We start from the raw sequence: 25,688 nt of genomic DNA, 5'->3' as shown, positions 1-25,688 counted from the left end.
ACCTGCCGCCCTGCGGCAGGCGACGGACTTCGCCTGGAGTAATCCCATGCCCGCTCTACGTATTCACTGGTGCTCGTCCCTCGACAGTGGCCAACAGAAGGCCAGCGAGAAGTACAACACCGGGGCGCTGGACTTTGCTGGAATCGTCGACTTCGCCCAGGAAGCCGACGAGTTGGGGATCGATTCGCTGCTAATGGGCATCAGCTATCACATGCCCGATCCGCTGCCGATGATCGGTGCGCTGGTGCGCGAGACCAGCCGGGTCAAGTTCATCCTCGCCTACCGCCCAGGCCTGCTGCCGCCGACGCTGTTCACCCAGATCGTCAACACCGTGTCATGGATGTCTGACAAGCGGATTGCCTTGAACCTGGTCGCCGGCATCTCGCCGGATGAACAAGCCTTTTACGGCGACTTTGTCGCTCACGACGGCCGCTACGAGCGCACCCGGGAATTCCTCGACATTCTCCACCGCTTCTGGAAAGGCGAAAGCCCGCTGAGCCATCAAGGCGATCACTACCGCATCGAGCAAGCGCAATTGGGGCTGCCCTACAAAGACCATGAGCGGCCGCAGATTTATCTCAGTGGAGCTTCGGCAATTGCGCAAGACATTGCGGTGTCGCACAGCGATTGCTGGCTGCGTTACGGCGACACCCCCGAAGGCATCGCTGCCGCCAGCCGCAGCGTACTCGAGCGCGGCTGCTCGGTGGGTATTCGCATGCACATCCTGGCCCGCGAAACCCGTGAAGAAGCCTTGGCGGCGGTTGAGCAGATGATGCAAAACCCCGACGAGCAACACCGCGAATGGGTACGCAACTTTGTTGCCCGTTGCGACTCCGAAGCGGTTAAAACCTCGTTCCGCCTGGCCGAAGGCGCCGAGCACGACTGGCTTTCACCGATGCTCTGGTCGGGTGCCGTGGCCTATCGCGGCGGCCCGGCACTGTGTGTGGTGGGTAGCTACCAGGAAGTCGCCGAATACCTGATCGAGTACAAGAAAGTCGGCGTCAGCGAGTTCATTTTCTCCGGCTGGCCAACCCGCGACGAGATGCGTGGCTTTTGCCGCCATGTGTTGCCTCGTTTGCGCGCACTTGAAGCACAGCTGGATCACCAGCATGCGTGACAGCCGCACGCTACGGCGATTTGGTGGCGGCTTGCTGTGCGCCCTGCTGGCCGAACAGACGGTGCTGTTTGCGGTGCCGTTGTTGGTGTACCAGCTGTCGGGCAGCGTACGCCTCTCCGGGGTGGTGTTTGCCCTGGAGTGGCTGCCGGCCTTGCTCGCCTACCCGTTCGCCGGCCTGCTGGCCGATCGCTTTGGCGGGCGCTTGCTGTTTCGTCAGGCCAATAACGCACGTGCCGCCAGCCTCGGGTTGACCGTGCTGCTGTGTTGGTACAGCCCTGGCCTGACCCTCTGGGCGTTGGCCCTCAACGGCATCGTCCTGTCGCTGCTGATGGCGCCGGTGCGCATGGCGGTAGAGAAAAGCGTGCCGCTGATTGCCGCGCCGCAACGCCTGGCACATACCCAGTCGTTAGTGCAGAACATCGAACTGCTGGCCATGGCCCTGGGCCCGGCACTGGCAGCGTTACTGGCGTTCTACACCTCCAAACTGGTGCTGTTGGCGCTGGCAGCGCTGGCCTTTGCCACGGCCGCGCAGTGCTGGCAGCACATGCCCAACCAGGCGGCACAAAAGCCACCTGCCGCGCTGTTCGACGAGCTGAAGCTGGGCTGGCGCCTGCTGCTGAGCAATCCGCCGGTGCTGTCGCTGGCAGCGCTGAACTTCACCATCAACCTGGCCTTCGCCTGCGTGTTGAGCGCCAACGCGTTCCTGATCAGCGGTGTATTTCAGGCCCCCGACGGGGTGTTTGGTCTGATGAACGCTGGCGCCGGTGCGCTGGGCATTGCCAACTTTCTGCTAGTGCCGCGGCTGCTGCGGCACATGAGCATCTATCGGCTTGGCGCCTGGGGCTTCGCCCTGCTGTGCCTGGGGCTGTTGTGCATGGGCATCGCCAGCGGCGTGTGGATGTATGCCGTCAGCTTCGTGCTGGCCATGTCGGGCTGCGCGCTGTTCAACGTGTTCAACCGCACGCAGCGCATCAAGGCTATTGCCCGTGAGCATCTGGGCAAAGTCATGGGCCCGTTCTATCTGGTCAACCTGCTGTCCTACCCGCTGGGCGGCCTGCTGACCGCCAGCATTGGTCACGCCTATGGTGCCCAGGCGCTGATTCTGGCGCTGGCCATTTTGCTCAGCGTGCCCGGCACCTGGCTGCTGCTGCTCACGACCCGCCGCTTTCGCGCGGCACTTGAAATCCCCCCTTATGCCATGGAGGCGAATACATGAAAGGCGCACACCGCTGTTTGCTGGCTACTGTCGAGTCCGACGCGCACATGTGGAACCTGGTCTACCTGCAGCTGTGGCTGGGCGAACATGGCCTGCAGGTCAAGAACCTCGGCAGTTGCACACCGGTTCACAGCATTTTGCAGGCACTGGCGCAAGGGCAGACACAGTTGCTGGTGATCAGCAGCGTCAACGGTCATGGCCATTACCAGGGGCTGGCGTTGATCCGCGAGGTCCGCCAGCACTACCCAAAACTGCCCTGTGTGATCGGCGGCAAGCTGACGACTTCGCAAGCACAGACGCTAGCCGTGCGCCAGGAATTGCTGGCCGCAGGCTTCGATCAAGTCTTCATCGAAGACGACGCCATCGCCGCCTTCGAAACCTACTTGAGTCGCCTGGAGTTCGCCGTGCCGGCACTCGTGCCGGCTGCCGACCTGCAGGCCTTGCGCACCTGAAGCCAGCCCTTCCCCACTTTTAAGGATCTTTGCCATGCACATCGTCATCGTCAACCGCTGGCCACGCTTCCATGATCAGACACGCTGGGACAATGAGCTGACCCAGTACGAACATTTCTTCGACCATCAACAACACCGCATCAGTTACGTCGTCGACGGCCCCGGTGCTGAAGGCGTGCTGGCGCCCCGTGAGCAGATCGCTCATTGGGTCCAGGTTGACGACGTCAACCGCTATGAGCAGTTGTTGGCGGCGGTGAGCGAGGTCATCGCCAAGGTCGGGCCGGTCGATCTGCTGATCGCGCTTTCCGAGTTCACCCTGGAGATTGCGGCTCAGGTACGCAAAACCCTGAACATCCCCGGCCACGGCCCCGAGCAAGTGGCGGCGTACCGCGACAAAGCGCGGATGAAGGAAGTGTTGCAGGCCCAGGGCGTGGCAGTCCCCGCATTCAGCCGCTGCCAGTCGATTGAGCAGGCGCTGGCGTTTGCCGAATCGGTCGGCTATCCGGTGATCATCAAACCGCTGGACGGCGCGGCCAGTATCGGCGTCGCCAAGGTGCCTGACGCCCAGACGCTGCGCACGCTGCTGGCAGAGGTGGTGCTGGAGCGCTACGAAATAGAAGCCTTCATTACCGGGCAGGTCTACCACATTGACGGCTTCACCGACGCCCTCTGCCAAGTGCCCTTTCAGGTGGTGTCACGCTACGTCAACAGTTGCCTGGAATTCGCCAGCAGCCAGCCGCTGGGATCGGTCATCCTCCAGCGCTCAGCACTGCGCACGCGGCTCGAAGCCTTCAGCAAGCGCTGCCTGCAAGCCTTGCGACTGAGCGACAGCGCTTTTCATCTGGAGGTCTTCGTCACCGCCGAGGGCGACATCGTGTTTCTGGAAGTCGGCGGCCGAGTGGGTGGCAGTGAAGTGCCGCACCTGATCAACAAGGTGTTTGGCGTCAACCTGTATGAGCACTGGCTCAAACGCCTGGTCGGCACGCCGGTGCCGTCGCCAGCTCCGGGCCAGGACCTGAGCGGCGGTTGGCTGGTGATCCCGAAACCGGCGCAACTGCCGTGCCGGGTTATCCAGGCGCAAGCGCCCACCCCTGCCGTACCGAGCTTGTGGCGTGCACTGCTGCCAGAACCAGGCCAGGTGCTGGAGGCAGGCGGCAGCTATGACGCCCTGCACAGCGGCCGGTTTATTTTCACCGATGCCAGCGAAGCCGACATCGAACGCGATATCCAGCACGTCATCACACACTTTCAATTCCAGGCGGAACCGCTATGAATATCGCCGTCACCTTACCTGCAACCGATGCCGTGCTGCTGGGCAAACTCAATCGCTACCTCAGTGCGGTAGACCGCAGTGCCGTGGTAACACTGGGCGAGCGCCTGATCGCGGCAGCCGGTGGCATCGATGCCCTGCCCGCTTACAAACTGCTGGTTGCCTATGGCGGTGGCAAAGACAGCTCCTACACGGTGTCACTGATTCGCGCCGTGCAGTTGCAGTTGAATGTGCTCCACGGCCAGACCTTCCAGTTGCGCATCGCCAACATGCGCCACGCCGGTGTGCCGGATGCGGTGATGGCTAACATCGACCGCGTCTACCGGGCCCTGAACCTGTATGACGATGAGCGCGTGGAAGTGCTGGTGGTCGACCATCAGCAGATCCGCCCGTTCGAACGCACCCTGCCATTTCCGCAGGCCGTGCGTGACATCAACCGCTTCGACGTACTGATGAACGGCCACCGCACCGCTGGCGACGGCCGCCCGACGTTCTGCAACAGTTGCAACCTGGCCGTCGCCGACTTCTATGGTCGCGCCGCCTGGTGGCAAGGCGGGGTCAACGCCGTGGTTACCGGTGACTCACGCAAGGAGCAAAAGCACTACTTCACCTGGATCATGCGCCTGGCCGAGCGCCTGGGCCTGGATGTAGCCACCTGCCGGCGCGAAGGCTTTCGTGGCTTGCTGCAAGCCCTCGATGGCGTGGCCCAGCATTACTTTGTCGAACTGTTCGGTGAAGGCTTCGATCAGCAGCGTGCCGAACGTCGCGTGGCCAGCGGCAGTGCCAGCGCCGACCCGCAATTCATCAGCATCTACGATCTGGTCAGCTACCGGGTGGATGACCATTGGGAACTGATCACCGAGTTTCTCGATTTCCGCTTCGAAGAACTGGCATTCAGCTTCACTGAATCAGACTGTGCCAACCCCATGTTGATGGCGCATTTTCGTGGCCTCAAAGCGCAATACGTGCAAGGTCGCAGCTACCACCAGGGCATCGACGAGTACCTGGAGCTGGCTAAGGCGCTGATGCACAAAAAAGAGATGCCCGAGCGCCTGATCCAGCTGGCCTTGGCGCCCTACCGCGACGCGCAGGGCAAGGACGCACGCCGGGCCTTGGCCAACCGCTTTGCCGCTGAGGCCTTTGGCCTGGATGAATGCCAGCTCATCTGCTTGCAGTTCGCCCCGTTTGTCGACCGCGGCCGCGCGTTGTCGCGGTATATCACCCTGTGCCATCCGCAGCGCCTGGGTGACGTGCAGCGCCTGCATCAGGTGCTGGCCGGCGACCTCGAAGACCCGGCCTTGAGCCTGTGGCTGAACCAGGTCAGTGGCTTGCCGTTGACTGCCGTGCGCAGCCTGTATGCTCATGACCTGATCGATTTCAACAGTGACCGCAGCCTGATCGCGCGGGTGCGTGCCGGTGACCCGCACAAAGGACGAATCACCCACCAGGACCCGGTGTCAGGTGCGCAAGTGGTCGAACTGGTTTCGGGACGTTGACCCATGCCTTGCGTCCACGCCGGTTACTTTCAACGCTTCATTGAACACGCCCGCAGCCAGGGTCAACTGGTGGTGCAGCCACGCATGGGGTTTGGCGCCGTCGAGCAGATGCGTGCAGGGTTGTCAGCGGTCTCCGCACTGCCGTGCACGACGCTGGGCACGATCACCCTGGACAGCTACACCCGGGTGGGTGACTACCAGAGCGCCCTGCAGTGCCTGAACACCGGCAGCCCGCTCAACGGTTTTCCCATCGTCACGCATTCGCTGCAGGCGGTGCAGGGGCTGTTGCAGGGGCTCTACAGTGCGCAGTTTCCGATCCAGATACGCCACGGCACCGCGCAACCGCAAGCGATCTTCAAGCGCATGGCGGCCTTGGGCCTGGACGCCACTGAAGGCGGCCCGGTGTCGTACTGCATGCCCTACAGCCGACTGCCACTGGCCCACGCCATCGAGGCCTGGGCCGAGAGTTGCCGGATCCTCGCCGACGCCAGCGCCTATGGCCATATCGAAAGCTTTGGCGGTTGCTTGCTGGGGCAGCTGTGCCCGCCTTCGCTGCTGGTTGCCATGAGCCTGCTGGAAGCCTTGTTCTTCCGTCAGCATGGCATCACTAGCGTTTCACTCAGCTACGCCCAAGGCACCAGCATGGCGCAAGACCTGGGGGCGCTACGAGCCCTGCGCGAACTGGCCGCAGACTACCTCGACGGTATTCACTGGCATGTGGTGGTGTACACCTACATGGGGGTGTTCCCGACCAGCGAGCATGGCGCCCGCCGCCTGATCTGCGACAGCGCACGGCTGGCGAAGGCTGCAGGCTGCGAGCGGTTGATCGTTAAGACCGTCGCCGAGTCTCGGCAGATCCCTAGCGTTCAAGACAACCTCGACGCTCTCAACATGGCCGCAACGGCTGCCCATGAGCCACCCAGTGACGACAACCCGGCCAGCACGGCGTACTACGAGGAAGTGCTGTTCGAGGCGCGGCTATTGGTCGAGCAGGTGCGCAACCTGCACAACGATCTGGCCGTCGCCCTGATGCAGGCGTTTGCCAGAGGCTTGCTGGATATCCCCTACTGCTTGCACCCGGACAACCCCGGGCGCGCCACCACCCATATCGACCCCTACGGGGCGCTGCGCTGGGGCAATGTCGGCGACCTGCCACTGCCGCCAAGCTGCGGCCTGTCGACAACCGGCCCGGGCATTCGCTCCGAGCAATTGTTTGAAATGTTGCATTACACGGTGAATCGCTATGACCAACCCTTGCATTGACTCGAACTCAGCCCCCCTGGTGCTGGTCGATGCTTACTCAACCGGCGCGTTACTGGCCCGGGCCCTGGCCGTACACCGGCCGCTGCTGCACGTGAGCTCGCGCAGCGATATGCCCCAAGCCTTTGCCGCCAGTTGCCCGCAGGATCTTTTCCAGGCCCATTACAACCTCCAGGCCTTGGGCTTTGAGGCCCTGGTGAAGCAATTGAAGGGCCAGCGGCCGGCCGCGATAGTGACCGGCAGCGAGTTCGGTGTGGAACTTGCCGACCGCCTCGCCGCCGCGCTTGAGCTGCCCGGCAATGACCCCGAATACTCAGCGGCCCGCCGCGACAAATCGCTGATGGCAGAACAGGTGGCCAACGCCGGGCTGGCAACCGCCGCGCAGCTGCGCACCGCCTCAAGCGAACAGGCAGTGGCCTGGTTCCAGGCACGCGGCGCCCACCCTGTGGTGGTCAAACCACTCGACAGCGCGGGCTCCGACAATGTGTTCATCTGCCGCGATATCGAGCAACTGCAGCACGCCATCGCCTGCATTCTGGGCGCCACCAACCTGATGATGTGCAACAACCACGCAGTGTTGCTGCAGGAGTACCTGGAGGGCGACGAGTACATCATCAACAGTGTCAGTCATGAGGGTCAGCACTGGATCACCGACGCCTGGAAAAGCAGCAAGACCTTGAGTGAAGACGGGCGCAAAATCTATGACCGTGAACAGCTGCTGCCTGCCGATACCGCAGAGCTGGACCTGCTGATCGAGTATGTCAAAGGCGTACTCGACGCCCTGGCCATCGCCCATGGCCCGGCGCACACCGAAGTGATCCTCACCGCCCAGGGGCCGCGCTTGCTGGAAACCGGCGCACGCCTGTCGGGCCTGGCCAACCCCGAAGCACTGCACGCCGCCACCGGCAACGACCAGGTCGCCCTGACCTGCCTCAAATACTTGCAGCCGCAAGCGCTTGCCAGCCTGGCGCAACGTTATCGCCTGCTCAAGCATTGCTGCACGCTGAACCTGATCAGCCGCCGCGCCCTACCGTTCAATCTCGATGCGGTGCGCACGCAACTGGACACCCTGAGCAGCTATCACAGCGCACGCTTTCGTTTCAGCGACGGGCGCCAGACAGCGCCGACCATCGACCTCAACAGCTCGCCGGGTGCGGTGTTCCTGCTGCACCCGAGCGCCGACCGAATTCGCCAGGACCACCAGGCCTGGCGTGTATGGGAGAAAAACTGCTTGTAACCCACGGCAGCCCTTGACCGGGCGAGCCCACATCACAGGAAAACACTGATGAGCACACCTATCCGAACCAAGCGCATGACGGTTCCCCAACTGGTCGCCATGAAAGGCCAGCAGAAGATCGTCTCTTTGACGGCATACACAAGCTCGATTGCCATGTTGATCGACCCGATCGTCGATTTCATCCTGGTCGGTGACTCCACTGCGATGGTCGGCTACGGCCGCGCTTCGACCTTAGGAATGCAACTGGAAGAAACCATCGCCCATACCCGGGCGGTGGTCGACTGCACGCGCTCGGCCTGCGTTATCGCCGACATGCCCTTCGGCAGCTATCAGGAATCGCATGAGCAAGCATTTCGCAACTGCGCCCAGGTGCTCTCGCGCACCGGTTGTGACGCGGTCAAGCTGGAGGCCAACAGCGCCTTGGCGAGCACTGTGGAGTTTCTCGTTGCGCGCGGCATTCCGGTCATGGCCCACGTCGGGCTGATGCCACAGTTCGTCAACATCATGGGCGGCTTCAAGGCCCAGGGGCTGAGCGCCGAAAGTGCTGCAAGCATCAGCGAAGACGCCCATGCCACCATCGCTGCGGGCGCGTTCAGCGTCCTGCTCGAGGGCGTGGCCGAAGGCGTCGCCCGTCAGATCACCCGCGACAGCAAGGTGCCGACCATCGGTATCGGCGCGTCACCGGCCTGCGACGGCCAGGTGCTGGTGACCGAAGACCTGTTGGGCCTCGGTGGCGAGCAGGTGCCGCGCTTCGTCAAACGTTACGCCGACGTCGGTGCAGTCATTCGCAATGCGTGCAGCCAGTACGCCGACGAAGTGCGCAATGGTCGTTTTCCTGAGAACCGCCATTGCTATGGGGTTTAACTGGCTTGGGCAGTAGCCTGAGCCAACCGCTGTAACGCCTGGGGGATATCCTTGGACCAGTCCAGGGTGTAGCTCAGTCGCAGGTGATGCCGCCAGGCACCTTGCAGGCTGAAAATCTCCCCAGGCGCAATGACCACACGCTGGGCCAACAAGCGGTCAAACACCTGGCGCATGTCTACCGAGCGTGCAGACTCTAGCCAAAAGGTGGCGCCGCCGTGCGGTTCGGTGATGCGAAACTGATCATCGGTGTGCTCCAGCAGCAAGCCCTTCATGCAACGCATGCGCTGGTGCAACTGCGCCCGCAATGCGATCAGGTGCTGGTCAATGCGTCGAGTACTGAACAACTTGGCGATGGCCTTCTGGCGAATCGGTGACAAGCGAAAGGCGCGCTCCAGGAACAACCGATGCAACTGCGGGATGTGGCGCCGACACAGCAGATAGCCGAACGGTGCCTCCGAGCCGATGATCTTGTCGAACGTTGAAAACACCAAAAGCTTCTGCGGATCGGCAAAATCACGAAAGCGGCTGGCCTCCGGGGAAAAGCAGAATTCGCCATAGCTATCGTTTTCGAACAACCAGATGTCACGTTCTGCCAGCCAGCGACAGATCTGTTGCTTGTCTTGCGCCGGCATCAGCCCGCCATGCGGAATGCTCATGGTTGAAGACAGCACCACCAGACGCACCGGCTCCTGGCGCAAGGTGCGCTCCAGCGCGCACAGATCGAAACGGCCATTTTCGCCCAACGCAACCTCGATGACGCGGATTCTGGCTGCCTGCAGTTGGCGCAATACCGCCCAGGAACATGGCGATTCCACCAGCGCCACACTGCCCTCGAGCTGCAACGCACTCAAGGCGGTTTCCAGTACGCTGCGCAGGTCGGAGCCGATGTACACATGTTCCGCCTGCCAGTAGCTGTGCGTGGAACAGGTGTAGCGGTCAGCCAGCACACTGCGCAACTCCGGCTCGCCAAAAGGCTGGTACAGCGGTGCATGGGAGCGCGGATACTGGCGCGCCAGTTCGCGTTCGATCATCAGCAACGGCCTTTCCAGCGACAGCAACATGGCCGGGGCATCACTGCTCAAGGCCAGCATCCCGGGTTGGCGGGCGTTGGTGAACACGCTATCGAGCAGGTTGGGCGACTCTTCACCTTTCAGTGTGCCAGGCATCGCGCGGGTGAAGTAACCGTACTTGGGCCTGGCATAGATTCGCCCTTCATCCTCGAGCAAGGAATAGGCGTATTTGGTCGAAGAAACTGAAACATTTAGACGCAATGCCAATTGCCGTAATGACGGTAATCGCTGCTCAATTTGCGGGTCACTGGCTTCTATCAGTTCGACGAGGTAGCGATACACCGCCTGATAGGTAAAGTTTGAGGCTTTCTTGGTGTCCATACTCAGGTACTTAAAGGTCAATAGCAGGTGTCGTTCCATGAGCGTCTAACACAATCCTGCTACCACGTTACCGATTCAGACCCCTTGTCGCCAGCTCAATCAGGCGGCGCACACGGCGCCGCAACCTGGGTTTGCTCAACCGCCAATCGTGTCAGTCGCTCAGTTGACTGTCGATGACAATACTGCCGCTGAGCAGCTTGTGCACCGGGCAGGCATTGGCCACGCCCAGCAGGCGCTCACGCTGCGCCGCATCAAGATCACCGTGCAGTTCGATGACACGTTTGATCTCGGTGCGCGCGGGCGCGGTTTTCTCTTCTTTGGTGATATCCAGCAACACATGCACATGCTGCAGCGGCCACTCCTTGCGCCGGGCATACATCGACAAGGTGATCGCCGTGCAGGCGCCCAGGGCGGAGAGCAGGAGTTGATGAGGGTTGGGGCCGGTATCACGGCCCCCCAGTGCCTGGCTTTCATCGGCCAGCCACTGGTTCACGCCTGCGGACAAATTGACGCTGTAAGGGATCTCTCCCAGCTCGGCGTGGACGGTCGAATCGGTCATCTGCGGGGGCTTCCTCTGCGATTGCCAGGCCGACAGGGCCTGGCGCTACTGTCTTTACACTAGCGTCAGACCCGGCACGGCGAAAGTCGCAATCACAGCTTGCAGTGTTCTGCCATCAGAACAGCCGCCCATTTGCAGCTGCTTCAGGCAAAGAACGAGTAGACGATGGCCGACAAAGTGATCAGGCCAATCAGCACCACAAAGACATTGGAAGCCTTGCCCGAATATTTACGCAGCGACGGCACCTTGTGTATGGCGTACATCGGCATCAGGAACAACAGACACGCAATGATTGGCCCGCCGATGCTCTCGATCATACCGAGGATGCTCGGGTTGAGCGTGGCCACCACCCAGCAGGTCAGCACCATGAACAACGCTGTCAGTTGCTCCAGACGCTTGGCGGGCAGTTGCTTGCCGCGGCCGCGCAGGTTTTTCACGATGATGCCCTGGAAGCCTTCGCTGGCACCGATGTAGTGACCAAGGAACGACTTGGTGATCGCCACCAATGCAATCAGTGGCGCAACAAAGGCGATCACCGGGGTCTGGAAGTGGTTGGCCAGGTACGACAGGATCGAAATGTTCTCGTGCTTGGCGGCCGCCAGATCCGCAGGGCTCAACGCCAGTACGCAACTGAAGCAGAAGAACATCACCGTGAGCACCATCATCACATGCGCACTGGCCAGAATACGGCTGCTTTTCTGTTCAGCCTGCTCGCCGTAGCGGTGTTTCTGGTCGACGGCAAAGGCCGAGATGATCGGCGAATGGTTGAACGAGAACACCATGACCGGAATCGCCAGCCACAAGGTTTTCAGAAACAGGTCCAGCGGCATGCCCTCGGCGGCCTGGGCGAAAAACGCGCCGTTCCAGTTGGGAATCAGGCTCAGCGCCAGCAACAACAGCGCGGCAACGAAGGGATAGACCAACAGGCTCATGACCTTGACGATGATCGCCTGGCCACAGCGGACCACGATCATCAGACCGCAGATCAGCAGCAACGCCAGCAAGGCGCGCGGCGGTGGCGTCATGTGCAACTGATGCTCGATGAAACTGCCCAGGGTGTTGGTCAGCGCCACGCTGTACACCAGCAGAATCGGGAAAATGGCAAAGAAGTACAGCAAGGTGATCAGCTTGCCGGCACCGACACCGAAGTGCTCTTCAACCACTTCGGTGATGTCTTCGCTGCTGCCGCGCTTGCCGGACAGCACGAAGCGGGTCAGGCCGCGGTGAGCGTAGAAGGTCATGGGGAACGCCAGCAGCGCCAGGACCAGCAGCGGCCAGAAGCCCCCTACGCCGGCGTTGATCGGCAGGAACAAGGTGCCGGCGCCGATCGCGGTGCCGTACAGGCCCAACAGCCAGGTGGTGTCGTGACGGTTCCAGGATTTGCTGTCTGCACGCGCAGGCGTGCCCACACCCGGGTGGGTGGTGGTGTTTACATCAGTCATCGAAATTGCCTTGTAGTTGTTTTTGTCGCTTCTCTGTAGGCGCGGGCTTGCCCCGCGATCGCGGTATGCCTGATGCTCCGCAATCGCGGGGCAAGCCCGCTCCTACCCTGCCTCAACACTCAACAAAGGCGACCGCCAGGCCGCCGCGCGAAGTCTCCTTGTAGTTGGCATGCATGTCGGCACCGGTATCGCGCATGGTGCGGATCACCCGGTCCAGGGAAATGAAGTGTTCGCCATCGCCACGCAGAGCCATTTGCACAGCATTGATGGCCTTGACTGCAGCAATTGCGTTGCGCTCGATGCACGGCACTTGAACCAGGCCGCCGACCGGGTCACAGGTCAGGCCAAGGTTGTGTTCCAGGGCAATTTCCGCCGCATTTTCCAGCTGCATCGGCGTAGCCCCCAGCACCTCGGCAAGCCCCGCTGCGGCCATGGAACAGGCCGAGCCGACTTCGCCCTGGCAACCCACTTCGGCGCCGGAAATCGAGGCGTTTTTCTTGCACAGGATGCCCACCGCCGCGGCGCTGAGCAGGAAATCGACGACGTCGTTGTCGCAGGCCTCGGGGTTGAATTTCATGTAGTAGTGCAGCACTGCAGGGATGATCCCCGCCGCGCCGTTGGTGGGTGCGGTGACCATGCGCCCGCCCGCAGCGTTTTCTTCGTTGACCGCCAGGGCAAACAGGTTGACCCACTCCATGGCACTGAGGGTCGAGCCGATGACGTTGGGTTTACCCAGCTCTTGCAGGCTGCGATGCAACTTGGCCGCCCGACGTTTGACCTTCAGCCCGCCGGGCAGGATGCCTTCGTTGCGCAATCCGTTGTCCACGCACTCACGCATCGCCGCCCACAGCTTGAGCAAGCCGCTGCGCACCTCGGCTTCAGGGCGCCAGGCCTGCTCGTTGGCCATCATCAGTTCGCTGACGCGCAACTGGTGCTGTTTGCACAAGGCCAGCAGCTCGGCGCCGCTGTTGAAGTCATACGGCAGCTTTACTTCTGCAGCACCGGTGCTGGCAGCACCGATTTGCGCCGCTTCAACGATAAAACCGCCACCGACCGAGTAATAGGTCTGCTGCAACAACGAACCGGTGGCGCTGCTGGCCTCCAGGGTCATGGCATTGGGGTGGTACGGCAGGCTCTCGTCCAGCAACAGCAGGTCACGCGCGCAGTCGAAAGCGACAGGATGATGACCGTCGAGCAACAGCACCTGGCTGTCCTGCAATTGGCTGATCAGCGGGTCGATGCGCTGCGGGTCAATCTGGTCGGGCCACTCGCCCATCAATCCCAGCAGGCAGGCACGGTCGGTGGCGTGACCGACGCCAGTCGCCGACAACGAGCCATACAGGCGAACCTCTACACGGCTGACCTGCGCCAACAGGCCTTGCCCACGCAAGGTCTGGGCGAAGGTCGCAGCCGCCCGCATCGGGCCTACGGTATGCGAGCTTGAAGGCCCGATGCCAATTTTGAAAAGGTCAAAAACACTGATAGCCATACTAATGCCTGCACGCTCAGGCGACGAATGCCACGCTGAAGCGTTTTGAAAAAATTGAAGGGTGTCGCGAAGTTGCGCGATACTGCCCGGCGACTTCGGCGTTGACCAACGAAACTTTCTAAGCAAGCCTTTAGCAGAACTAAACGATGAGACGACAGTTGAATGGCCAGATGTATGTCTGGCTGCATGTATTTTCCTGTGCGGCGCGGCACCTGTCGTTCACCCGCTGCGCCGAAGAACTGCACATCACGCCGGGCGCGGTGAGCCAACAAATCCGACAACTGGAAGAGCGCCTGGGCTTTCGTCTGTTCCTGCGTCGTGCCCGCGGCGTCGAGCTCAGTGCCGAGGGCCAACGCCTGGCGCAAACGGTCAGCGAAGCTTATGGCAGCATCGACGCCGAGCTGTTGCGCCTGGACGCCGGTGAAATCCGCGGCACCCTGCGTTTGCGTTCGATCCCCTCGTTTCTGGCCAAATGGCTGACCCCGCGCCTGCCGCGCCTGCAACAGCGCTACCCGGACATCCAGCTGCGGCTGGTGGCCGAAGACAGCAGCCAGGCCTTACGTGAAGGCGACTTCGACCTGGCCATCGACCTTAACGACGGCAGCTACCCCGGCATGCACTCGACGCCGCTGCTCGATGAGCAGATATTCCCGGTCTGCTCACCTGCCCTGCTGCGTGGCCGCCCGCCGCTGCATGGGCCGAACGACCTGGCGCACTTTCCCTTGCTGCACGACATCACCGCCTGGCGCGGCAGTTCGGAATACGCTGAATGGGAGTTCTACCTCGAAGGCATTGGTGCCAGTGGCCTGGATGTGCGGCGCGGGCATACCTTCAACCGCAACCACTTGACCATTGAAGCGGCCATTGCCGGTATTGGCGTGGCCATTGCCCGGCGCACCCTGCTCAATGACGAGCTGGAACGCGGCACGCTGATCGTGCCGTTCGGGCTGCCAATCGCCAACCATAAACGCTACGTGCTGCTTTACCCGCCAGGCGGCCTCACGCACCCGAGCGCTCGGGCGGTGCATGATTGGCTGGTGGAAGAAGCTGAAAGCTTTCGCGCCTTGCATGCAGCGGCGCAATAGCTCTAGTAAGCCTGCTTCCCCGTAAAGGCATTCAAGGTACGCACCAGAATCACGAAGTCGAGCCACAACGACCAGTTGTTGATGTACTCGATATCCGAGTCCACCCGTTGGATCATTTGCTCGATGTCTTTGGTTTCGCCCCGGAACCCCCGCACCTGCGCCAGGCCCGTCATGCCAGGCTTGATGTTGTGGCGGGCGAAATAGTCGACGATATCCTGCGAGTACAGGGTATCGTGCTGCATCGCATGCGGTCGCGGCCCGACCAGGGACATCTCTCCGGTCAGCACATTGAACAGCTGCGGCAGTTCATCCAGGCTGGTACGGCGAATGAAAGCGCCGACCCGGGTCAGGCGCGGGTCATTCTTCTGCGCTTGTTTGACCACTCCATCTTGCGGCTGATGAACCACCATGCTGCGAAATTTCCAGATACGGAAAGACTCGCCGGTCCAGCCCATGCGTTCCTGACGGAAAAACACAGGCCCCGGGCTGTCGAGCTTGATCGCCAGTGCAACCAGCAACAACACTGGTGAGATAAACAGCAGGATCAGCGCTGCCAGCACCCGGTCTTCCAGGTTCTTGAGGAACAGGCTCATCCCGGTCAGCGGTGTTTCAGACAAGGTCAGCACCGGAATGCCGGCGATTTCGCGGACACTGTGATTGATCAGGCGCAGCGAAAAGATGTCGGGCACCCAGTTAACCGAAATGCACTTGTCGAGTAACTTCAGGTACACCTCGTTGATCACTTCAGAGCCACCCAGCGGCGTCACCAGGTACACGGTACGGATGCCATGCTGGGCAACAATCTCATCAAGGTCGGAAATGTGTCCAAGTATCGACAGGCGTTGCTTGGCATCTGCGTGTTCTTTATCGCGCTCTTGCCCTTCATCGAGCAACACGCAACCGACAATACGCTCGCCGAACCAGGGGTTGTTACTGATCTTCTGATGCAGAAAGTTCGCCAGGTCGCCTGCGCCGATGATCAACGCGTTTTCCATCCGGTAAGCGTTGGCCATGAAGCGCTTTTGCACTTCGCGCACAGCAAAATGCAAAAACAGCTGCACGAAGTAGCCAATGACAAACAACTGCCCGACCAGCATCCGTGAATAGTTCTCGCTGGTTTTCGTCAGGAACGCCATGACCATCAGAAAACAGAAGGTTGCCGACCAGGCCTTGAACAACCTGAACGCCTTGATCGAGAGGCCGACGTTGCTGCGGTAAATGGCATAGTGGTCATAGATGACCGCCAGGGCGCCAATCAACAACAGCAGCATGATGACGTAGTCGGAGGTGATATAGCCGATCTGGTCAACGATCAGATACCAGGCGACACCCGTCACCGCAATACCGTCGAGGCCCGCCTGAATGGCGTTACTGACGCTGCTTCTTCGCTGGAGTAGAGAACGACTGCTTCTGGGTTCGAAAACCATTCTCAGACCTCATCAATTTGAGATACCAAACGCCTTCCTTTCAAACACAATCGATCAAAACCCAACGATCAACGACTACAAAAACCACCGTTTGACACTGCAACGCCAAACAATAGTGTGCTCAGACCCCGACGAGTCAGCTCGACGGATGTCTCTTTTGAATCAAACAGACAAGTGAAGTCGCCACACACCCCAGGCGCCGAAAGCGGGATACCGTAGCTCGCCCGATCTAGTGTTCACTGCTCAAGGGCGTTTGATATCACTGTAGCAGCACCCAGCCGAGTGGGCGGTTTGATTCACTCTTGCCATAGCTTTTGGCCGATTCACGCGCTCCGGGAACTGCGCGCCGCCCCGCCCATCGTCGCCTTGGTGCAACGCAGGGTGCGCAACAGAAACAACGGATTGCCAACCACATAACGCATGAACAGGCGCTTTGGCTCCCTCACCAAGCGGAACAGCCACTCAGCACCCAATCGACGCAACCACTGCGGCGCACGCGTGACCTTGCCGCCAAGAAAATCCAGGATCGCCCCACCACAGATAATCAGGCACGGCCCACCACCGGCCGCCAGCCTGGCAGCAATGGCCTCCTGCTTGGGCATACCCATTCCCAGCACAATCAACTCCGGCTGCAGGTGCTGCGCCAGCTCGATGTAGGTGTCTGCCTCGGCAAAACCATGCTCAACCGATACCACCTGTACGCCGAACAAGGCTTCGCTGCGCTGAGCGGCCTGGCTCAGGAAAGGCTCCTGGGTGCCCCAGAACGCCACCCGCCGCCCCTTGAACGCCGCCAGTATCTTGGGAATCAAGTCGGTGCCGTTCATGTTCAGCCCGGGGGCCAGGCCGATGCGGCGAAACAGAATGGCCATACCGGAACCATCACGCAGCAACACATCGGCTGCCATCAGTGCGTTGCCATAGTCGGCATTTCCGGCCACCAGGTTCATGGCATGGGCATTGACGAAGCCCAGCACCGTTGCCGAGCGTGGCGCCGACAATGCGCCAATCAAGCCCTGCTCATCGCTACTGTCATGCACCACGCGCAACTTGGTGATAATGGCTTTCCAGCGCTGTTGTCCTGTCACGTTGTCCATCAGCGGTCATCCCGTTTCGAGCGCACCCATTCAACCTGGCGTTTGAGCAGAAAGCCCACATACAGGGGGATCTTTTTCATCGCATAGAAGGGTGCATACATCAGCACCGAAAAAGCGATCAGCTCGCGTGAGAAACGACTCCAGGCCAGCAGCACAGCGACACCCAACAGGGCCATCGCTGCCGTCGCGATCTGCGCCGGGGCTGATACCTTGAACAGCAAGAAGGCGAGCCACGACACCACGAACAGGGCCAGCAACGCCAGGGTCAGTAACGCCAATGGCGGTACCAGCAGGTCCAGGGTCATGGCCAGCAGTTTGCCGTTACGCCGGGCAACCGAGGCCCCAAGCAGCCTTGGCACCTCGGCCAGCAGCACGCCCAAATGGCCGTGCTCCCAACGCGTGCGCTGACTACTGAGACCTTCATCATTAGCCGGGAAATAACTGATCACCTGGGCCTGCGGGCAAAACAAGGGTGGCTTGGCGCTGCGACAGAAATCCAGGCCCAGCTTCAAGTCTTCCACCAGGTGACCGTTGGCCAGGTCGGCCAGCACCAGGTCGCGCCAGACAAACGCCATGCCCGAGCCCATCAATTGGCAAGGCAAGCCCAATCGTGCCCACCCCAGCGGGCGGACGAGGTTTTTCACCCGCCAGGCGAACTCGGCAATCTGCACCTTCAGCCCCGTGCCTTGCGGCGCACGCATCAGGTAGAGGGCTTGCACTGGCCGCTCAGCCTCGATACAGCGCCGGGCCAGTAGGTCAATGGCGCCCTCGCCTACTTGGCAATCGGCATCGACGATGATCACCACCTGCGGTGCATCTGCCGCCAGATGGCGCACGCCGAAGTCCAGCGCATAGCCTTTACCACGCAAGTGCTCATCGTAGCGCCCAATGACTTCGGCCCCTGCCAGGCGAGCCAGATCGGCAGTGTCGTCATCACAGTTGTCTGCCACCACCAGCAGCCGATCACCTTCAATCAGTTGCGCAGCAATGCTGGCCAGCGTCGCGCCGATCAGTGCGGACTCGTTATGGGCCGGCACCAACACCGCCAGGCGCGGGCGCGGCGCGCTTACCGGTGCGGCCGCGCGGCTGGGCAGGCAGGCCAGCACGACCTGGGCGAACAGCACCAGCACCGGCAACAGCGCAAGCAATGCCAGTGCACTGAGCATCCAGGTCAGTAGGGTCATCATGCCAATGCCTTGAAGTAACTGGCCAGTTTGGCCGCTTCGGTATCGATATCGTGCCGTTGCAACACGCGCTGATAGGCCGCTTCGCCCATGCGCTGCAGCGCCTCGGCCGGTTGTTCGAGGCAGTCGGCCATGGCCACGGCCAGTTCCTCTACGGCCCCGGCTGGAAATAGCCAGCCGCTCTCCCCTTCGCGCACCAGTTCCGGAATACCTGCCACATAGGTGGTCAGCACCGGACGGCGCAAGGCCATGGCTTCCATGATGACCACCGGCAGCCCCTCAGCAAAACTCGGCAGCACCAAGGCCCGCGCAGCGAGAATTTCTTCGCGCACCTGCGCGCTGCTGATCCAGCCGGTGATACGCACCTGTGCCTGCAAGCCATGCCGGGCAATCAGCGCCTCGATGTCCGCGCGCATCTCGCCATCACCAGCCAGGACGATTTCGAACGGTACGCCTTGAGCAGCCAGCCTGCGCGCGGCTTCCAGCAGCAGAAGCTGGCCCTTTTGCTCGCACAGGCGCCCTACGCACACCAGCCGCGGCGCGCTGGGTGCAGCAACCGCATCAACCTGATGAAACGAGCGCTCCAGGCCGCAATGCACGACTTTGACTTTTGCCCAGTGACCGTGGTCGACCCAGCGGAACAGTTGACTGCGACCATAAGAGCTGACCGCCGCAACAAACGCCGCCCGCTGGACCTTTTCGCCCAGGTAGAGGAACTGCGGCTTATCGAACTCTTCCGGACCGTGCACGGTAAAGCTGTAGGCCGGTCCGCCGAGGGCGTTGGCCAACATCACCACCTCGGTGGAGTTGGTGCCGAAATGCGCGTGCACATGCTCGGCGCCAAACGCCTGCATCCACTCCAGCACTTGGCACGCCTCGGCGACGTATACCAGATGATAAGGCCAGGGGCGATCGCCCCTCCAGCCCATACGCAGGGCCAGCCACAGGGTGGCGAAAAAGCGCCGTGGTTGCGCACGCAGCACCTGCAGTACCGGCTTTAACAGGCCCTTGATACCGCCTTGCAGCACGTAGCGGGTTTTCTCCCGCTCCTCCAGGTCTTCGGCGTCGTGCAGCTCGGCGTCCCAGCCGCGCAGGGCAATGCGTTGAATGTCCACACCCTGGCGCTCCAAGGCCAGAATTTCGCGGCGAATGAAGCTATGGCTGACCTTGGGATACTGATTGATGAAATAAGCAATTCGCATAGGAACCCGACTGAATACCCGCGTAATGAATGCCCTGGCTCAGGCGGTTTTTTGTTGTTCGCCATTGGCCGCAAGCGCCGCCTCGATATGGCCAAACACCTCATCCAGCAACGCCTGACGCCGGCGGTACATGGCGCGTTTTTTCGGCGCGATGTCTTCCATCGAGCGCATCGATGAAGTGAGGGGGAAGCTGAAAAAATCCTCGCGCGTCGATGGAATGGCGCCATGTTCCAGCCAGATAGCATCGTAATTGGCCGTCAGTTCCTGGGCTTTTTCCACGCCAAAATAGTGATGCCGATGGTGGCGGCAGGCATCACTGACGGCGTAAATAGTCTGCGCGTCGACGACTCGGGCAACGCACTTGACCGCTTCGATCAGAAAGCTTCTGGGGCGTAACCCTTCAAAGTCCTTGGTCAGGTCGCGATAGATCGCCAGTGAGCGTTCGCTGTCGATGCCTTTGTGAATGCCCTGAACCGCACCGATGAACACACACAGCCCGGTTTCCGTCTGGCGCAAGGTGAAGGCCAGTGACGCTACGCGTACCTCACCCTGAAAAATGTTCAGCACCAGCTCGCCTTCGCGCTGGAACCAGATCGGCCGGTCCAGTACCAGGGTGCAACCGCTGGAATAGCGCGACAAGTCACACAAGGTCATGTGCTGTTCGCGCCCTAGCAGCAACAGCGGCGGGAACTGCTTGGCAACCACTTCATAGTGCGACGCCACTGCTTCGAGCCGCTCATCGGCATTCCAGCTTTTGCTGATGTAGGGCCAATGCACCACGCCAATGCTGTCGATGCCAAGTTTTTCAAAACCGTCGTTACCCAGGGTGTTCGACATACGCCGTAAAAAGGCGGTCAGGTCAGACCACTCCCTGGTAATCAGCACCATCAACTTGAATTTGTTGTTCAACGCCCGCAACGAATAGCCGGGATGCAAGGTGAGTACACTTTTCGCTATCGATCGATAAATCATAGGCATCTCACTTGTACTCGATCAAAACCGCCTTGCCGGCACCGAGTCGGTTCAATAGGAACTTCACCTGCCCGAGCATTTCGGGGAATTTCCCCAGCACCAGAAACACCGCCTGCAGCCAGTTCTCGCGTGTCGAGCGATCACCGCGACGGGCCAGACGCAGCGCCTGTAACGGGTAAATCAACAGCAACAACAAACCCCAACTGCCCAGCAGCGCCGTGGCCAAGACAATCGCCAGCGGGATACCCAGGCCCCAGAGCCAGGCTCGGCGCGACTCGCGCTGCCAATGCCGCTCCGGCGCCGCGCCATGTAAGAACGCACCTTCGGCAAAGGCATAGCCGGTGCGCAGGCTGCGTTGCCACCATTGGCTGAAGCGGGTCATGCCGGCATCATGCAGGGTCATTTCATCGGCCAGGCGCCAGACCTGCCAGCCATTGGCGCGCAAGCGCACACACAGTTCAGGCTCTTCCCCGGCGATAAGGTCGGCACGGTACCCGGACATGGCGGCAAAGGCGTCGGCGCGCATCAGCGCATCACCGCCACAGGCTTTGGCCTGGCCGACCGGCGTGTCCCATTCCAAATCACACAACAAGTTGTATACCGAGCGCTGCGGAAAGCGCTCACGCCGACGCCCGCACACCACGGCAACCTGCGGATGGGCGTCGAGAAAGGCTTGCGCGGTCGACAGCCAGTCGGCATCCACTTCGCAATCACCGTCGACAAACTGCACGTAACGCATCGCCGGCAACACCTGCTGCAAACAGGCAAAGCCTTCGTTGCGTGCCCGCGCGGCGGTAAACGGCCGGGCCATGTCCAACGCCACCACCTCAACCCCGCGTGCCTGCGCCATGCGCACAGAGCCGTCGGTGGAGCCGGAGTCCACATACACCAGTTTGTCCGCCTGCCCCGCCAACGAGGCCAGGCAGCGTTCCAGCCGTTGGCCTTCGTTGCGACCAATCACCACTACGCCGATGCCTGTCACCCTGCGCCTCGCTCAACACTGTTCAACGGCCCCACCGATTGGCCACCGTGGCCAATCAGCTGACTCATGAGTACTGCACTGCTTCGCTGTGCTTTTTCGTCTTGATCGTCGCCGGCACACCCACCGCCAGGCAGTTGTCCGGCACATCGATCAGTACCACGGCGTTGGAACCGATCACCACGTTGTTGCCGATGCGAATGTTGCCCAGCACTTTGGCCCCGGCACCGATATCGACATTGTTGCCAAACACCGGCGCGATCGGTTCATTGACGTTCTTCAGGCCAACCACCACACCGTTACGGATACGGCAGTCATCACCGAACTTGGCATAGCCACTGATGACAATGCCGCCAAAATGGTCGATGACAAAGTTGCGGCCGATCTCCACCTCGCACGGCAGTTCAATACCGGTGATGATCTGGACAAACTTGAACAGTATTTTGTAGACCAGCGAGCACAGTTTGCGCAGCAGCGCCGAGCGCACGCCGTAGCGCCAGCGGCCGAAGCGATACACCAGCAACGCCCAGAAGCCCTGGGCTCCCCAGTCACCACCGTGGGCCCGTAAATCCGCACGAATATTGTCGAACATGGCTTCACCTACCGTGTGGGTTGACTGGCGAACCGAGTTGCGAACAACAACGACCAGGTCGCGCGGCTGTGCCGCCAGCAGGCCTTGATCGCTGCCCAGCCGCGCCCTTTGAGCAGCGCCTTGAGGGCCAGCACGCCATCACCCAGACTCACCAGAAACAGATGCAACAACAGCCCGGACAGGCCGTGATGCTTACGGAAGTACAACAGCTCGCTTTCGATTTGATAGGTAGAGATCTGCCGGCTGGCGGCCTCCAGTTCAGTCACCGCCTTGGAACTTTCTCCACCAATGTGCACCACGGTGGTATGCGGGTAGTACACCACTTTCCAGCCCGCCTCCTTGACCCGCTTGCAATGGTCCACTTCCTCGAAATATAGGAAGTAACGTGGATCGAACAAGCCCACCTGTTCGAGCACCTCGCGGCGTACCAGATAAAAGCAGCCGGGCAGCCAGTCACATTCACGGACCGAGGCATGGTCCCAGTCCATCTCGTCGACCATTTGCAGCCCCGGGAAAAAGCGGTCGAGCCCGGTGCGTGACAGGAAGATGTTGAACGGTGTCGGAAAGTAGCGGCAACAGGGTTGCAGGTCACCGTCGCGCCCGACCAGACGCACCCCCAGCACACCACACTCCGGGTGCTCATCCATATAGGCAATGGTTTTACCCAGGGTGTCGTCCGCAACAAACGCATCGGTGTTAAGCAGCAAGGCATACTTGCCTTGCAGATGGTCGAGCAATTGATTGTTGGCACGGCCAAAGCCGACGTTGTTCTTGTTGCTCAGCAAGAATGCTTCGGGGCACACCTCGGCCAGACGCTCCAGCGAGTTGTCGACCGAGGCGTTGTCGACCACCAGATAACTCGCCAGCTGTTCGCCATTGGCCTGGCGCAACGCGTCAAACATCGGCTGCAGCAAACCCGCGGTATTGAAATTGACGACCAGCACATCGACAGGCTTGCTCTGCATGGTGTCATTCCCCGAAAAAATACTGGCGTCTGTACGCTTCGAGTTTCGGTTCCAGTTCAGCGTCGTAAAGACCCTTGCGTTGCTTGAGCAAGTCTTTCCACGGGTAGGCCTCGCAGCGTTCCTCAACCCGTTTGAACAGCTCATCGGTACTACAGATGACCTTGGCCGGATTACCCGCGACCACGGTGCCCGGTGGTACATCTTTAGTGACGATAGCGCCGGCGGCGACAATCGAGTTGGGGCCGATGGTTACCCGCGGCATGACAATCGCACCATGACCGATATAACAATTGTCACGCACATCGATATAGCCTACCGAGTCGAGGTGCTTGTCATACAGGTAACCCAGCAAGAGCACGACCGCATCGTGGCCAATCAGGGTGCAATCCGACAACCCGACCTGGTTGCCCAGACGCACCATCCTCGGGTCCGTGATATTGCAACCGGGGTTGATAAAAACGTTGGTGCCCACCGAGTGAAAATTGCCCCAGCGGCTCAAGTACTTGCCCCATTCCCCCGCATCAGGTTTGCAGAACTTTCTGTAGGTTGAGCCTCCTCGCCCGGTTGAGTAGACATACTGCGTCATAGCACTCCGCATCCATCCAAACATACTGCTACCCTCGCAAATAAAGCACCCTGAACTGTCCCTGAGTGGCATTCGGTCTCATTCTTGTAGGCGCTGACCGAACCGCACTCACCCGCTACTACCGTGCAGCTGCCAGCCCGTCGAAGCGCCAGCCTGATCCCGCACGACTCACACCGCCTGGCTGTTCGCTGCCTTCATCTTGTCATTGAGGTGATCGGCCAGCCGTAGCGCGAATTGCAGCAGCGGCATGGTCGGGTTTGAGGCGCCACCAGTGGCAAAAATGCTGCTGCCCGCGACATACAGGTTCTCGGTGCCAAACACCTTGCAGTCCGCATCGACCACACCGTGTTCTGCTGAAGCGGCCATCCGCGTGGTGCCCATGTGGTGGGCATGGGGCGCCATTTTCAGGGGGAGCTGCGTGTCGTAGACAAAGTCGTTGAGCTTGACGTACCCCAATCCCATCGCAGCAAATTGCTTGGCCATTTCGCTGCCGATGCACTTGATGGTGTGTCGGTCGCCATCGCTGAGCGCCCAATGGACATTGACCTTGGCCACGCCCAGCGCGTCTTTCTCGTCGAGTAGCGAAACACGGCTTTGCAGGCTGGGGAACTGCTCGATCAGCGTGCTGAGCACGCCGTCGCCCGGGCAACTGAACTTGGCGATGAATTCAATCTTGCTGGCAACGCCCATTTCGCAGGCGAGGTTTTCCAGGAAGTTTTTCACTTGCGCGGTTCTGCCGTAGGTTCGAACCTGCGACAGCACCTCAGCCAGGACATTGCCTTTGCCTGCCTGGTATTCCGCCACAAAGGCATCGGTGGTGAAGTACTGTCGAGTCTCGGTGTCCTGGCCGTTGCTGAGGATAAAGGTGCCCATTTCGATGTTCAGGTGCTCCATGAAACACCCGCCAACCAGCCCTTCCTTGCGTATCACGCCGGCGTCTGCCAGCGATTCGCTGTTGAGCAGTTGCCGGGCATTCTCGATGGCCCCGGTAGCCAGTACGAAGTAACTGGCCTGCAGCGGTTCACGATTCTGCTCGTAGTCAGACACCAGCACACCGGTCAGATGCCCTGAGGCTTCATCGAACTGCAGATCGACGCAGTTGCAATTGATGAAGACATCCAGCCCCGGCGTCTGCTCCAGGGCCGTTGCATACTTTTGCGCGAAACGTGTCGGCGGGCTGAGCAGGAAGCGGTCAGCATCGAACTCCCCGCCCTTGAGGCCGACGTTTATCGCTTTGAAATCGGCACCTTGCGGCAAGTCGACGATCGCCATGGCCGCAGGCAGATAGCGCTCGATCTGCGCATAGTCGATCGGCCAGCCTGGCAACTCGCCGGGCGGGGGAACGGCAAAATCAGACGCTTCAAAAGGACGGCAGCGACCGGCCCAGTGATTGGAGGTACCGCCCAGATAGCGCAGGCGCGTTTCATGGGGAAACATATCAATACCCGTCGACTCGCACTCATAGAGCGCTTGCGAATGCGACGAATATTCGTGCCCACCGCCCTCGATCAGCACCACCTGCCAGCCGGCCTGTGCGAGTTGCAAGGCCAGGGTAATACCGGCCGGCCCGGCACCGACGATGCACACGTCATAGCTGTCGCGCAGCGCTTTTTGCGCCTGATAGTCCTTGATCATGCGTGAGCTTTCCGAAAATGCTCAGCGGGCAACACCCAGCCGTTGATCAGGACAAACCCGGCCGTTTCAGGTTCAACAGGTTTGCGCGCAGCCTCGCCGCAAAGGCCGAACACTGCCCCGCCTACACTCAACAGGACACACCGACCCAGAAAGCCTCTGCGATTCAACAGCGGA

Annotated in this window: 23 protein-coding genes; 9 read left to right on the top strand and 14 right to left on the bottom strand. The window is 60.8% G+C overall.

Annotation, left to right across the window (positions count from 1 at the left end; genetic code table 11):
- Positions 1 to 46: 46 nt before the first annotated feature.
- From ACP6KB_RS12190 to panB, 8 genes are read left to right on the top strand one after another with little or no spacing between them, the layout of a single operon-like run.
- Positions 47 to 1,117 carry an LLM class flavin-dependent oxidoreductase gene (locus ACP6KB_RS12190; protein WP_442113970.1) on the top strand — a complete coding sequence of 357 codons (1,071 nt, stop codon included), beginning with the start codon at positions 47 to 49 and terminating at the stop codon, positions 1,115 to 1,117.
- Positions 1,110 to 2,333 (top strand): MFS transporter, encoded by a 1,224-nt coding sequence (locus tag ACP6KB_RS12185; protein ID WP_442113969.1) that lies wholly within the window; start codon positions 1,110 to 1,112, stop codon positions 2,331 to 2,333. Before ACP6KB_RS12190 ends, ACP6KB_RS12185 begins: the two co-directional genes overlap by 8 nt.
- Positions 2,330 to 2,785: a cobalamin B12-binding domain-containing protein gene (locus ACP6KB_RS12180; protein WP_442113968.1), complete on the top strand. Its 456-nt coding sequence runs from the start codon at positions 2,330 to 2,332 to the stop codon at positions 2,783 to 2,785. The genes ACP6KB_RS12185 and ACP6KB_RS12180 overlap by 4 nt, the downstream gene beginning before the upstream one ends.
- 34 nt (positions 2,786 to 2,819) lie before the next feature.
- Complete coding sequence (locus ACP6KB_RS12175) at positions 2,820 to 4,058, top strand: ATP-grasp domain-containing protein (RefSeq protein WP_442113967.1); 1,239 nt, start codon at positions 2,820 to 2,822, stop codon at positions 4,056 to 4,058.
- On the top strand, positions 4,055 to 5,551 hold the full coding sequence (locus tag ACP6KB_RS12170) for a hypothetical protein (RefSeq protein ID WP_442113966.1): 1,497 nt from the start codon (positions 4,055 to 4,057) through the stop codon (positions 5,549 to 5,551). Before ACP6KB_RS12175 ends, ACP6KB_RS12170 begins: the two co-directional genes overlap by 4 nt.
- A gap of 3 nt (positions 5,552 to 5,554) precedes the next feature.
- Positions 5,555 to 6,814: a methylaspartate mutase gene (locus tag ACP6KB_RS12165; RefSeq protein ID WP_442113965.1), complete on the top strand. Its 1,260-nt coding sequence runs from the start codon at positions 5,555 to 5,557 to the stop codon at positions 6,812 to 6,814.
- A complete protein-coding gene (locus tag ACP6KB_RS12160) occupies positions 6,795 to 8,048 on the top strand; it encodes an ATP-grasp domain-containing protein (RefSeq protein WP_442113964.1) in 1,254 nt (417 codons plus the stop codon). Before ACP6KB_RS12165 ends, ACP6KB_RS12160 begins: the two co-directional genes overlap by 20 nt.
- 48 nt (positions 8,049 to 8,096) lie before the next feature.
- On the top strand, positions 8,097 to 8,912 hold the full coding sequence (gene panB, locus ACP6KB_RS12155) for a 3-methyl-2-oxobutanoate hydroxymethyltransferase (RefSeq protein WP_442113963.1): 816 nt from the start codon (positions 8,097 to 8,099) through the stop codon (positions 8,910 to 8,912).
- Here the strand turns inward: panB and ACP6KB_RS12150 are convergent.
- The 4 genes from ACP6KB_RS12150 to ACP6KB_RS12135 form a co-directional block, all read right to left on the bottom strand.
- Positions 8,909 to 10,303, bottom strand: a complete 1,395-nt coding sequence (locus ACP6KB_RS12150; RefSeq protein ID WP_442114296.1) for an aminotransferase-like domain-containing protein — start codon at positions 10,301 to 10,303, stop codon at positions 8,909 to 8,911. The two genes, panB and ACP6KB_RS12150, sit on opposite strands and share 4 nt — an antisense overlap.
- A 151-nt stretch (positions 10,304 to 10,454) precedes the next feature.
- Positions 10,455 to 10,862: an OsmC family protein gene (locus ACP6KB_RS12145; protein WP_442113962.1), complete on the bottom strand. Its 408-nt coding sequence runs from the start codon at positions 10,860 to 10,862 to the stop codon at positions 10,455 to 10,457.
- Between the two features lie 143 nt (positions 10,863 to 11,005).
- The gene (locus ACP6KB_RS12140; RefSeq protein WP_442113961.1) at positions 11,006 to 12,304 is read right to left on the bottom strand and encodes a serine/threonine transporter; all 1,299 of its coding nucleotides are present in this window, start codon (positions 12,302 to 12,304) and stop codon (positions 11,006 to 11,008) included.
- A gap of 112 nt (positions 12,305 to 12,416) precedes the next feature.
- On the bottom strand, positions 12,417 to 13,793 hold the full coding sequence (locus tag ACP6KB_RS12135) for an L-serine ammonia-lyase (protein WP_442113960.1): 1,377 nt from the start codon (positions 13,791 to 13,793) through the stop codon (positions 12,417 to 12,419).
- Between the two features lie 146 nt (positions 13,794 to 13,939).
- Between ACP6KB_RS12135 and ACP6KB_RS12130 the strand changes: the two genes are divergently transcribed.
- Positions 13,940 to 14,878: a LysR substrate-binding domain-containing protein gene (locus ACP6KB_RS12130; RefSeq protein ID WP_442113959.1), complete on the top strand. Its 939-nt coding sequence runs from the start codon at positions 13,940 to 13,942 to the stop codon at positions 14,876 to 14,878.
- 2 nt (positions 14,879 to 14,880) lie between these two features.
- Here the strand turns inward: ACP6KB_RS12130 and ACP6KB_RS12125 are convergent, their stop codons facing one another.
- The 10 genes from ACP6KB_RS12125 to ACP6KB_RS12080 form a co-directional block, all read right to left on the bottom strand.
- The gene (locus ACP6KB_RS12125) at positions 14,881 to 16,305 is read right to left on the bottom strand and encodes an undecaprenyl-phosphate glucose phosphotransferase (protein ID WP_442113958.1); all 1,425 of its coding nucleotides are present in this window, start codon (positions 16,303 to 16,305) and stop codon (positions 14,881 to 14,883) included.
- A 323-nt stretch (positions 16,306 to 16,628) separates the two neighbouring features.
- Complete coding sequence (locus ACP6KB_RS12120; RefSeq protein ID WP_442113957.1) at positions 16,629 to 17,399, bottom strand: WecB/TagA/CpsF family glycosyltransferase; 771 nt, start codon at positions 17,397 to 17,399, stop codon at positions 16,629 to 16,631.
- The gene (locus tag ACP6KB_RS12115; protein ID WP_442113956.1) at positions 17,399 to 18,586 is read right to left on the bottom strand and encodes a glycosyltransferase family 2 protein; all 1,188 of its coding nucleotides are present in this window, start codon (positions 18,584 to 18,586) and stop codon (positions 17,399 to 17,401) included. Before ACP6KB_RS12115 ends, ACP6KB_RS12120 begins: the two co-directional genes overlap by 1 nt.
- A complete protein-coding gene (locus ACP6KB_RS12110) occupies positions 18,583 to 19,785 on the bottom strand; it encodes a glycosyltransferase (protein ID WP_442113955.1) in 1,203 nt (400 codons plus the stop codon). Before ACP6KB_RS12110 ends, ACP6KB_RS12115 begins: the two co-directional genes overlap by 4 nt.
- Positions 19,786 to 19,824: 39 nt before the next feature.
- Positions 19,825 to 20,757: a DUF535 family protein gene (locus ACP6KB_RS12105; protein WP_442113954.1), complete on the bottom strand. Its 933-nt coding sequence runs from the start codon at positions 20,755 to 20,757 to the stop codon at positions 19,825 to 19,827.
- A gap of 7 nt (positions 20,758 to 20,764) precedes the next feature.
- Positions 20,765 to 21,739: a glycosyltransferase family 2 protein gene (locus ACP6KB_RS12100; RefSeq protein WP_442113953.1), complete on the bottom strand. Its 975-nt coding sequence runs from the start codon at positions 21,737 to 21,739 to the stop codon at positions 20,765 to 20,767.
- Between the two features lie 64 nt (positions 21,740 to 21,803).
- Positions 21,804 to 22,328: a serine O-acetyltransferase gene (locus ACP6KB_RS12095; protein ID WP_442113952.1), complete on the bottom strand. Its 525-nt coding sequence runs from the start codon at positions 22,326 to 22,328 to the stop codon at positions 21,804 to 21,806.
- An 8-nt stretch (positions 22,329 to 22,336) separates the two neighbouring features.
- Complete coding sequence (locus tag ACP6KB_RS12090) at positions 22,337 to 23,293, bottom strand: glycosyltransferase family 2 protein (RefSeq protein ID WP_442113951.1); 957 nt, start codon at positions 23,291 to 23,293, stop codon at positions 22,337 to 22,339.
- A 4-nt stretch (positions 23,294 to 23,297) separates the two neighbouring features.
- On the bottom strand, positions 23,298 to 23,903 hold the full coding sequence (locus tag ACP6KB_RS12085; protein ID WP_442113950.1) for an acyltransferase: 606 nt from the start codon (positions 23,901 to 23,903) through the stop codon (positions 23,298 to 23,300).
- Positions 23,904 to 24,047: 144 nt separating this feature from the next.
- Positions 24,048 to 25,514: an FAD-dependent oxidoreductase gene (locus ACP6KB_RS12080; protein WP_442113949.1), complete on the bottom strand. Its 1,467-nt coding sequence runs from the start codon at positions 25,512 to 25,514 to the stop codon at positions 24,048 to 24,050.
- Positions 25,515 to 25,688: the final 174 nt, after the last annotated feature.

It is taken from the genome of Pseudomonas sp. NUPR-001 (genome assembly GCF_052147955.1).
GTDB lineage: Bacteria > Pseudomonadota > Gammaproteobacteria > Pseudomonadales > Pseudomonadaceae > Aquipseudomonas.
Note: the sequence above shows the minus strand (reverse complement) of the source record. Positions and strands in the feature narration are given on the sequence as shown.

Coding starts and splice junctions, on each gene's coding strand:
- ACP6KB_RS12190 (WP_442113970.1), top strand. CDS start 47: ATGCCCGCTCTACGTATTCACTGGTGCTCGTCCCTCGACAGTGGCCAA.
- ACP6KB_RS12145 (WP_442113962.1), bottom strand. CDS start 10,862: ATGACCGATTCGACCGTCCACGCCGAGCTGGGAGAGATCCCTTACAGC.
- ACP6KB_RS12180 (WP_442113968.1), top strand. CDS start 2,330: ATGAAAGGCGCACACCGCTGTTTGCTGGCTACTGTCGAGTCCGACGCG.
- panB (WP_442113963.1), top strand. CDS start 8,097: ATGAGCACACCTATCCGAACCAAGCGCATGACGGTTCCCCAACTGGTC.
- ACP6KB_RS12175 (WP_442113967.1), top strand. CDS start 2,820: ATGCACATCGTCATCGTCAACCGCTGGCCACGCTTCCATGATCAGACA.
- ACP6KB_RS12165 (WP_442113965.1), top strand. CDS start 5,555: ATGCCTTGCGTCCACGCCGGTTACTTTCAACGCTTCATTGAACACGCC.
- ACP6KB_RS12110 (WP_442113955.1), bottom strand. CDS start 19,785: ATGCGAATTGCTTATTTCATCAATCAGTATCCCAAGGTCAGCCATAGC.
- ACP6KB_RS12135 (WP_442113960.1), bottom strand. CDS start 13,793: ATGGCTATCAGTGTTTTTGACCTTTTCAAAATTGGCATCGGGCCTTCA.
- ACP6KB_RS12150 (WP_442114296.1), bottom strand. CDS start 10,303: ATGGACACCAAGAAAGCCTCAAACTTTACCTATCAGGCGGTGTATCGC.
- ACP6KB_RS12080 (WP_442113949.1), bottom strand. CDS start 25,514: ATGATCAAGGACTATCAGGCGCAAAAAGCGCTGCGCGACAGCTATGAC.
- ACP6KB_RS12185 (WP_442113969.1), top strand. CDS start 1,110: ATGCGTGACAGCCGCACGCTACGGCGATTTGGTGGCGGCTTGCTGTGC.
- ACP6KB_RS12090 (WP_442113951.1), bottom strand. CDS start 23,293: ATGCAGAGCAAGCCTGTCGATGTGCTGGTCGTCAATTTCAATACCGCG.
- ACP6KB_RS12125 (WP_442113958.1), bottom strand. CDS start 16,305: ATGGTTTTCGAACCCAGAAGCAGTCGTTCTCTACTCCAGCGAAGAAGC.
- ACP6KB_RS12105 (WP_442113954.1), bottom strand. CDS start 20,757: ATGATTTATCGATCGATAGCGAAAAGTGTACTCACCTTGCATCCCGGC.
- ACP6KB_RS12170 (WP_442113966.1), top strand. CDS start 4,055: ATGAATATCGCCGTCACCTTACCTGCAACCGATGCCGTGCTGCTGGGC.
- ACP6KB_RS12140 (WP_442113961.1), bottom strand. CDS start 12,304: ATGACTGATGTAAACACCACCACCCACCCGGGTGTGGGCACGCCTGCG.
- ACP6KB_RS12160 (WP_442113964.1), top strand. CDS start 6,795: ATGACCAACCCTTGCATTGACTCGAACTCAGCCCCCCTGGTGCTGGTC.
- ACP6KB_RS12085 (WP_442113950.1), bottom strand. CDS start 23,903: ATGTTTGGATGGATGCGGAGTGCTATGACGCAGTATGTCTACTCAACC.
- ACP6KB_RS12095 (WP_442113952.1), bottom strand. CDS start 22,328: ATGTTCGACAATATTCGTGCGGATTTACGGGCCCACGGTGGTGACTGG.
- ACP6KB_RS12120 (WP_442113957.1), bottom strand. CDS start 17,399: ATGGACAACGTGACAGGACAACAGCGCTGGAAAGCCATTATCACCAAG.
- ACP6KB_RS12130 (WP_442113959.1), top strand. CDS start 13,940: ATGAGACGACAGTTGAATGGCCAGATGTATGTCTGGCTGCATGTATTT.
- ACP6KB_RS12115 (WP_442113956.1), bottom strand. CDS start 18,586: ATGATGACCCTACTGACCTGGATGCTCAGTGCACTGGCATTGCTTGCG.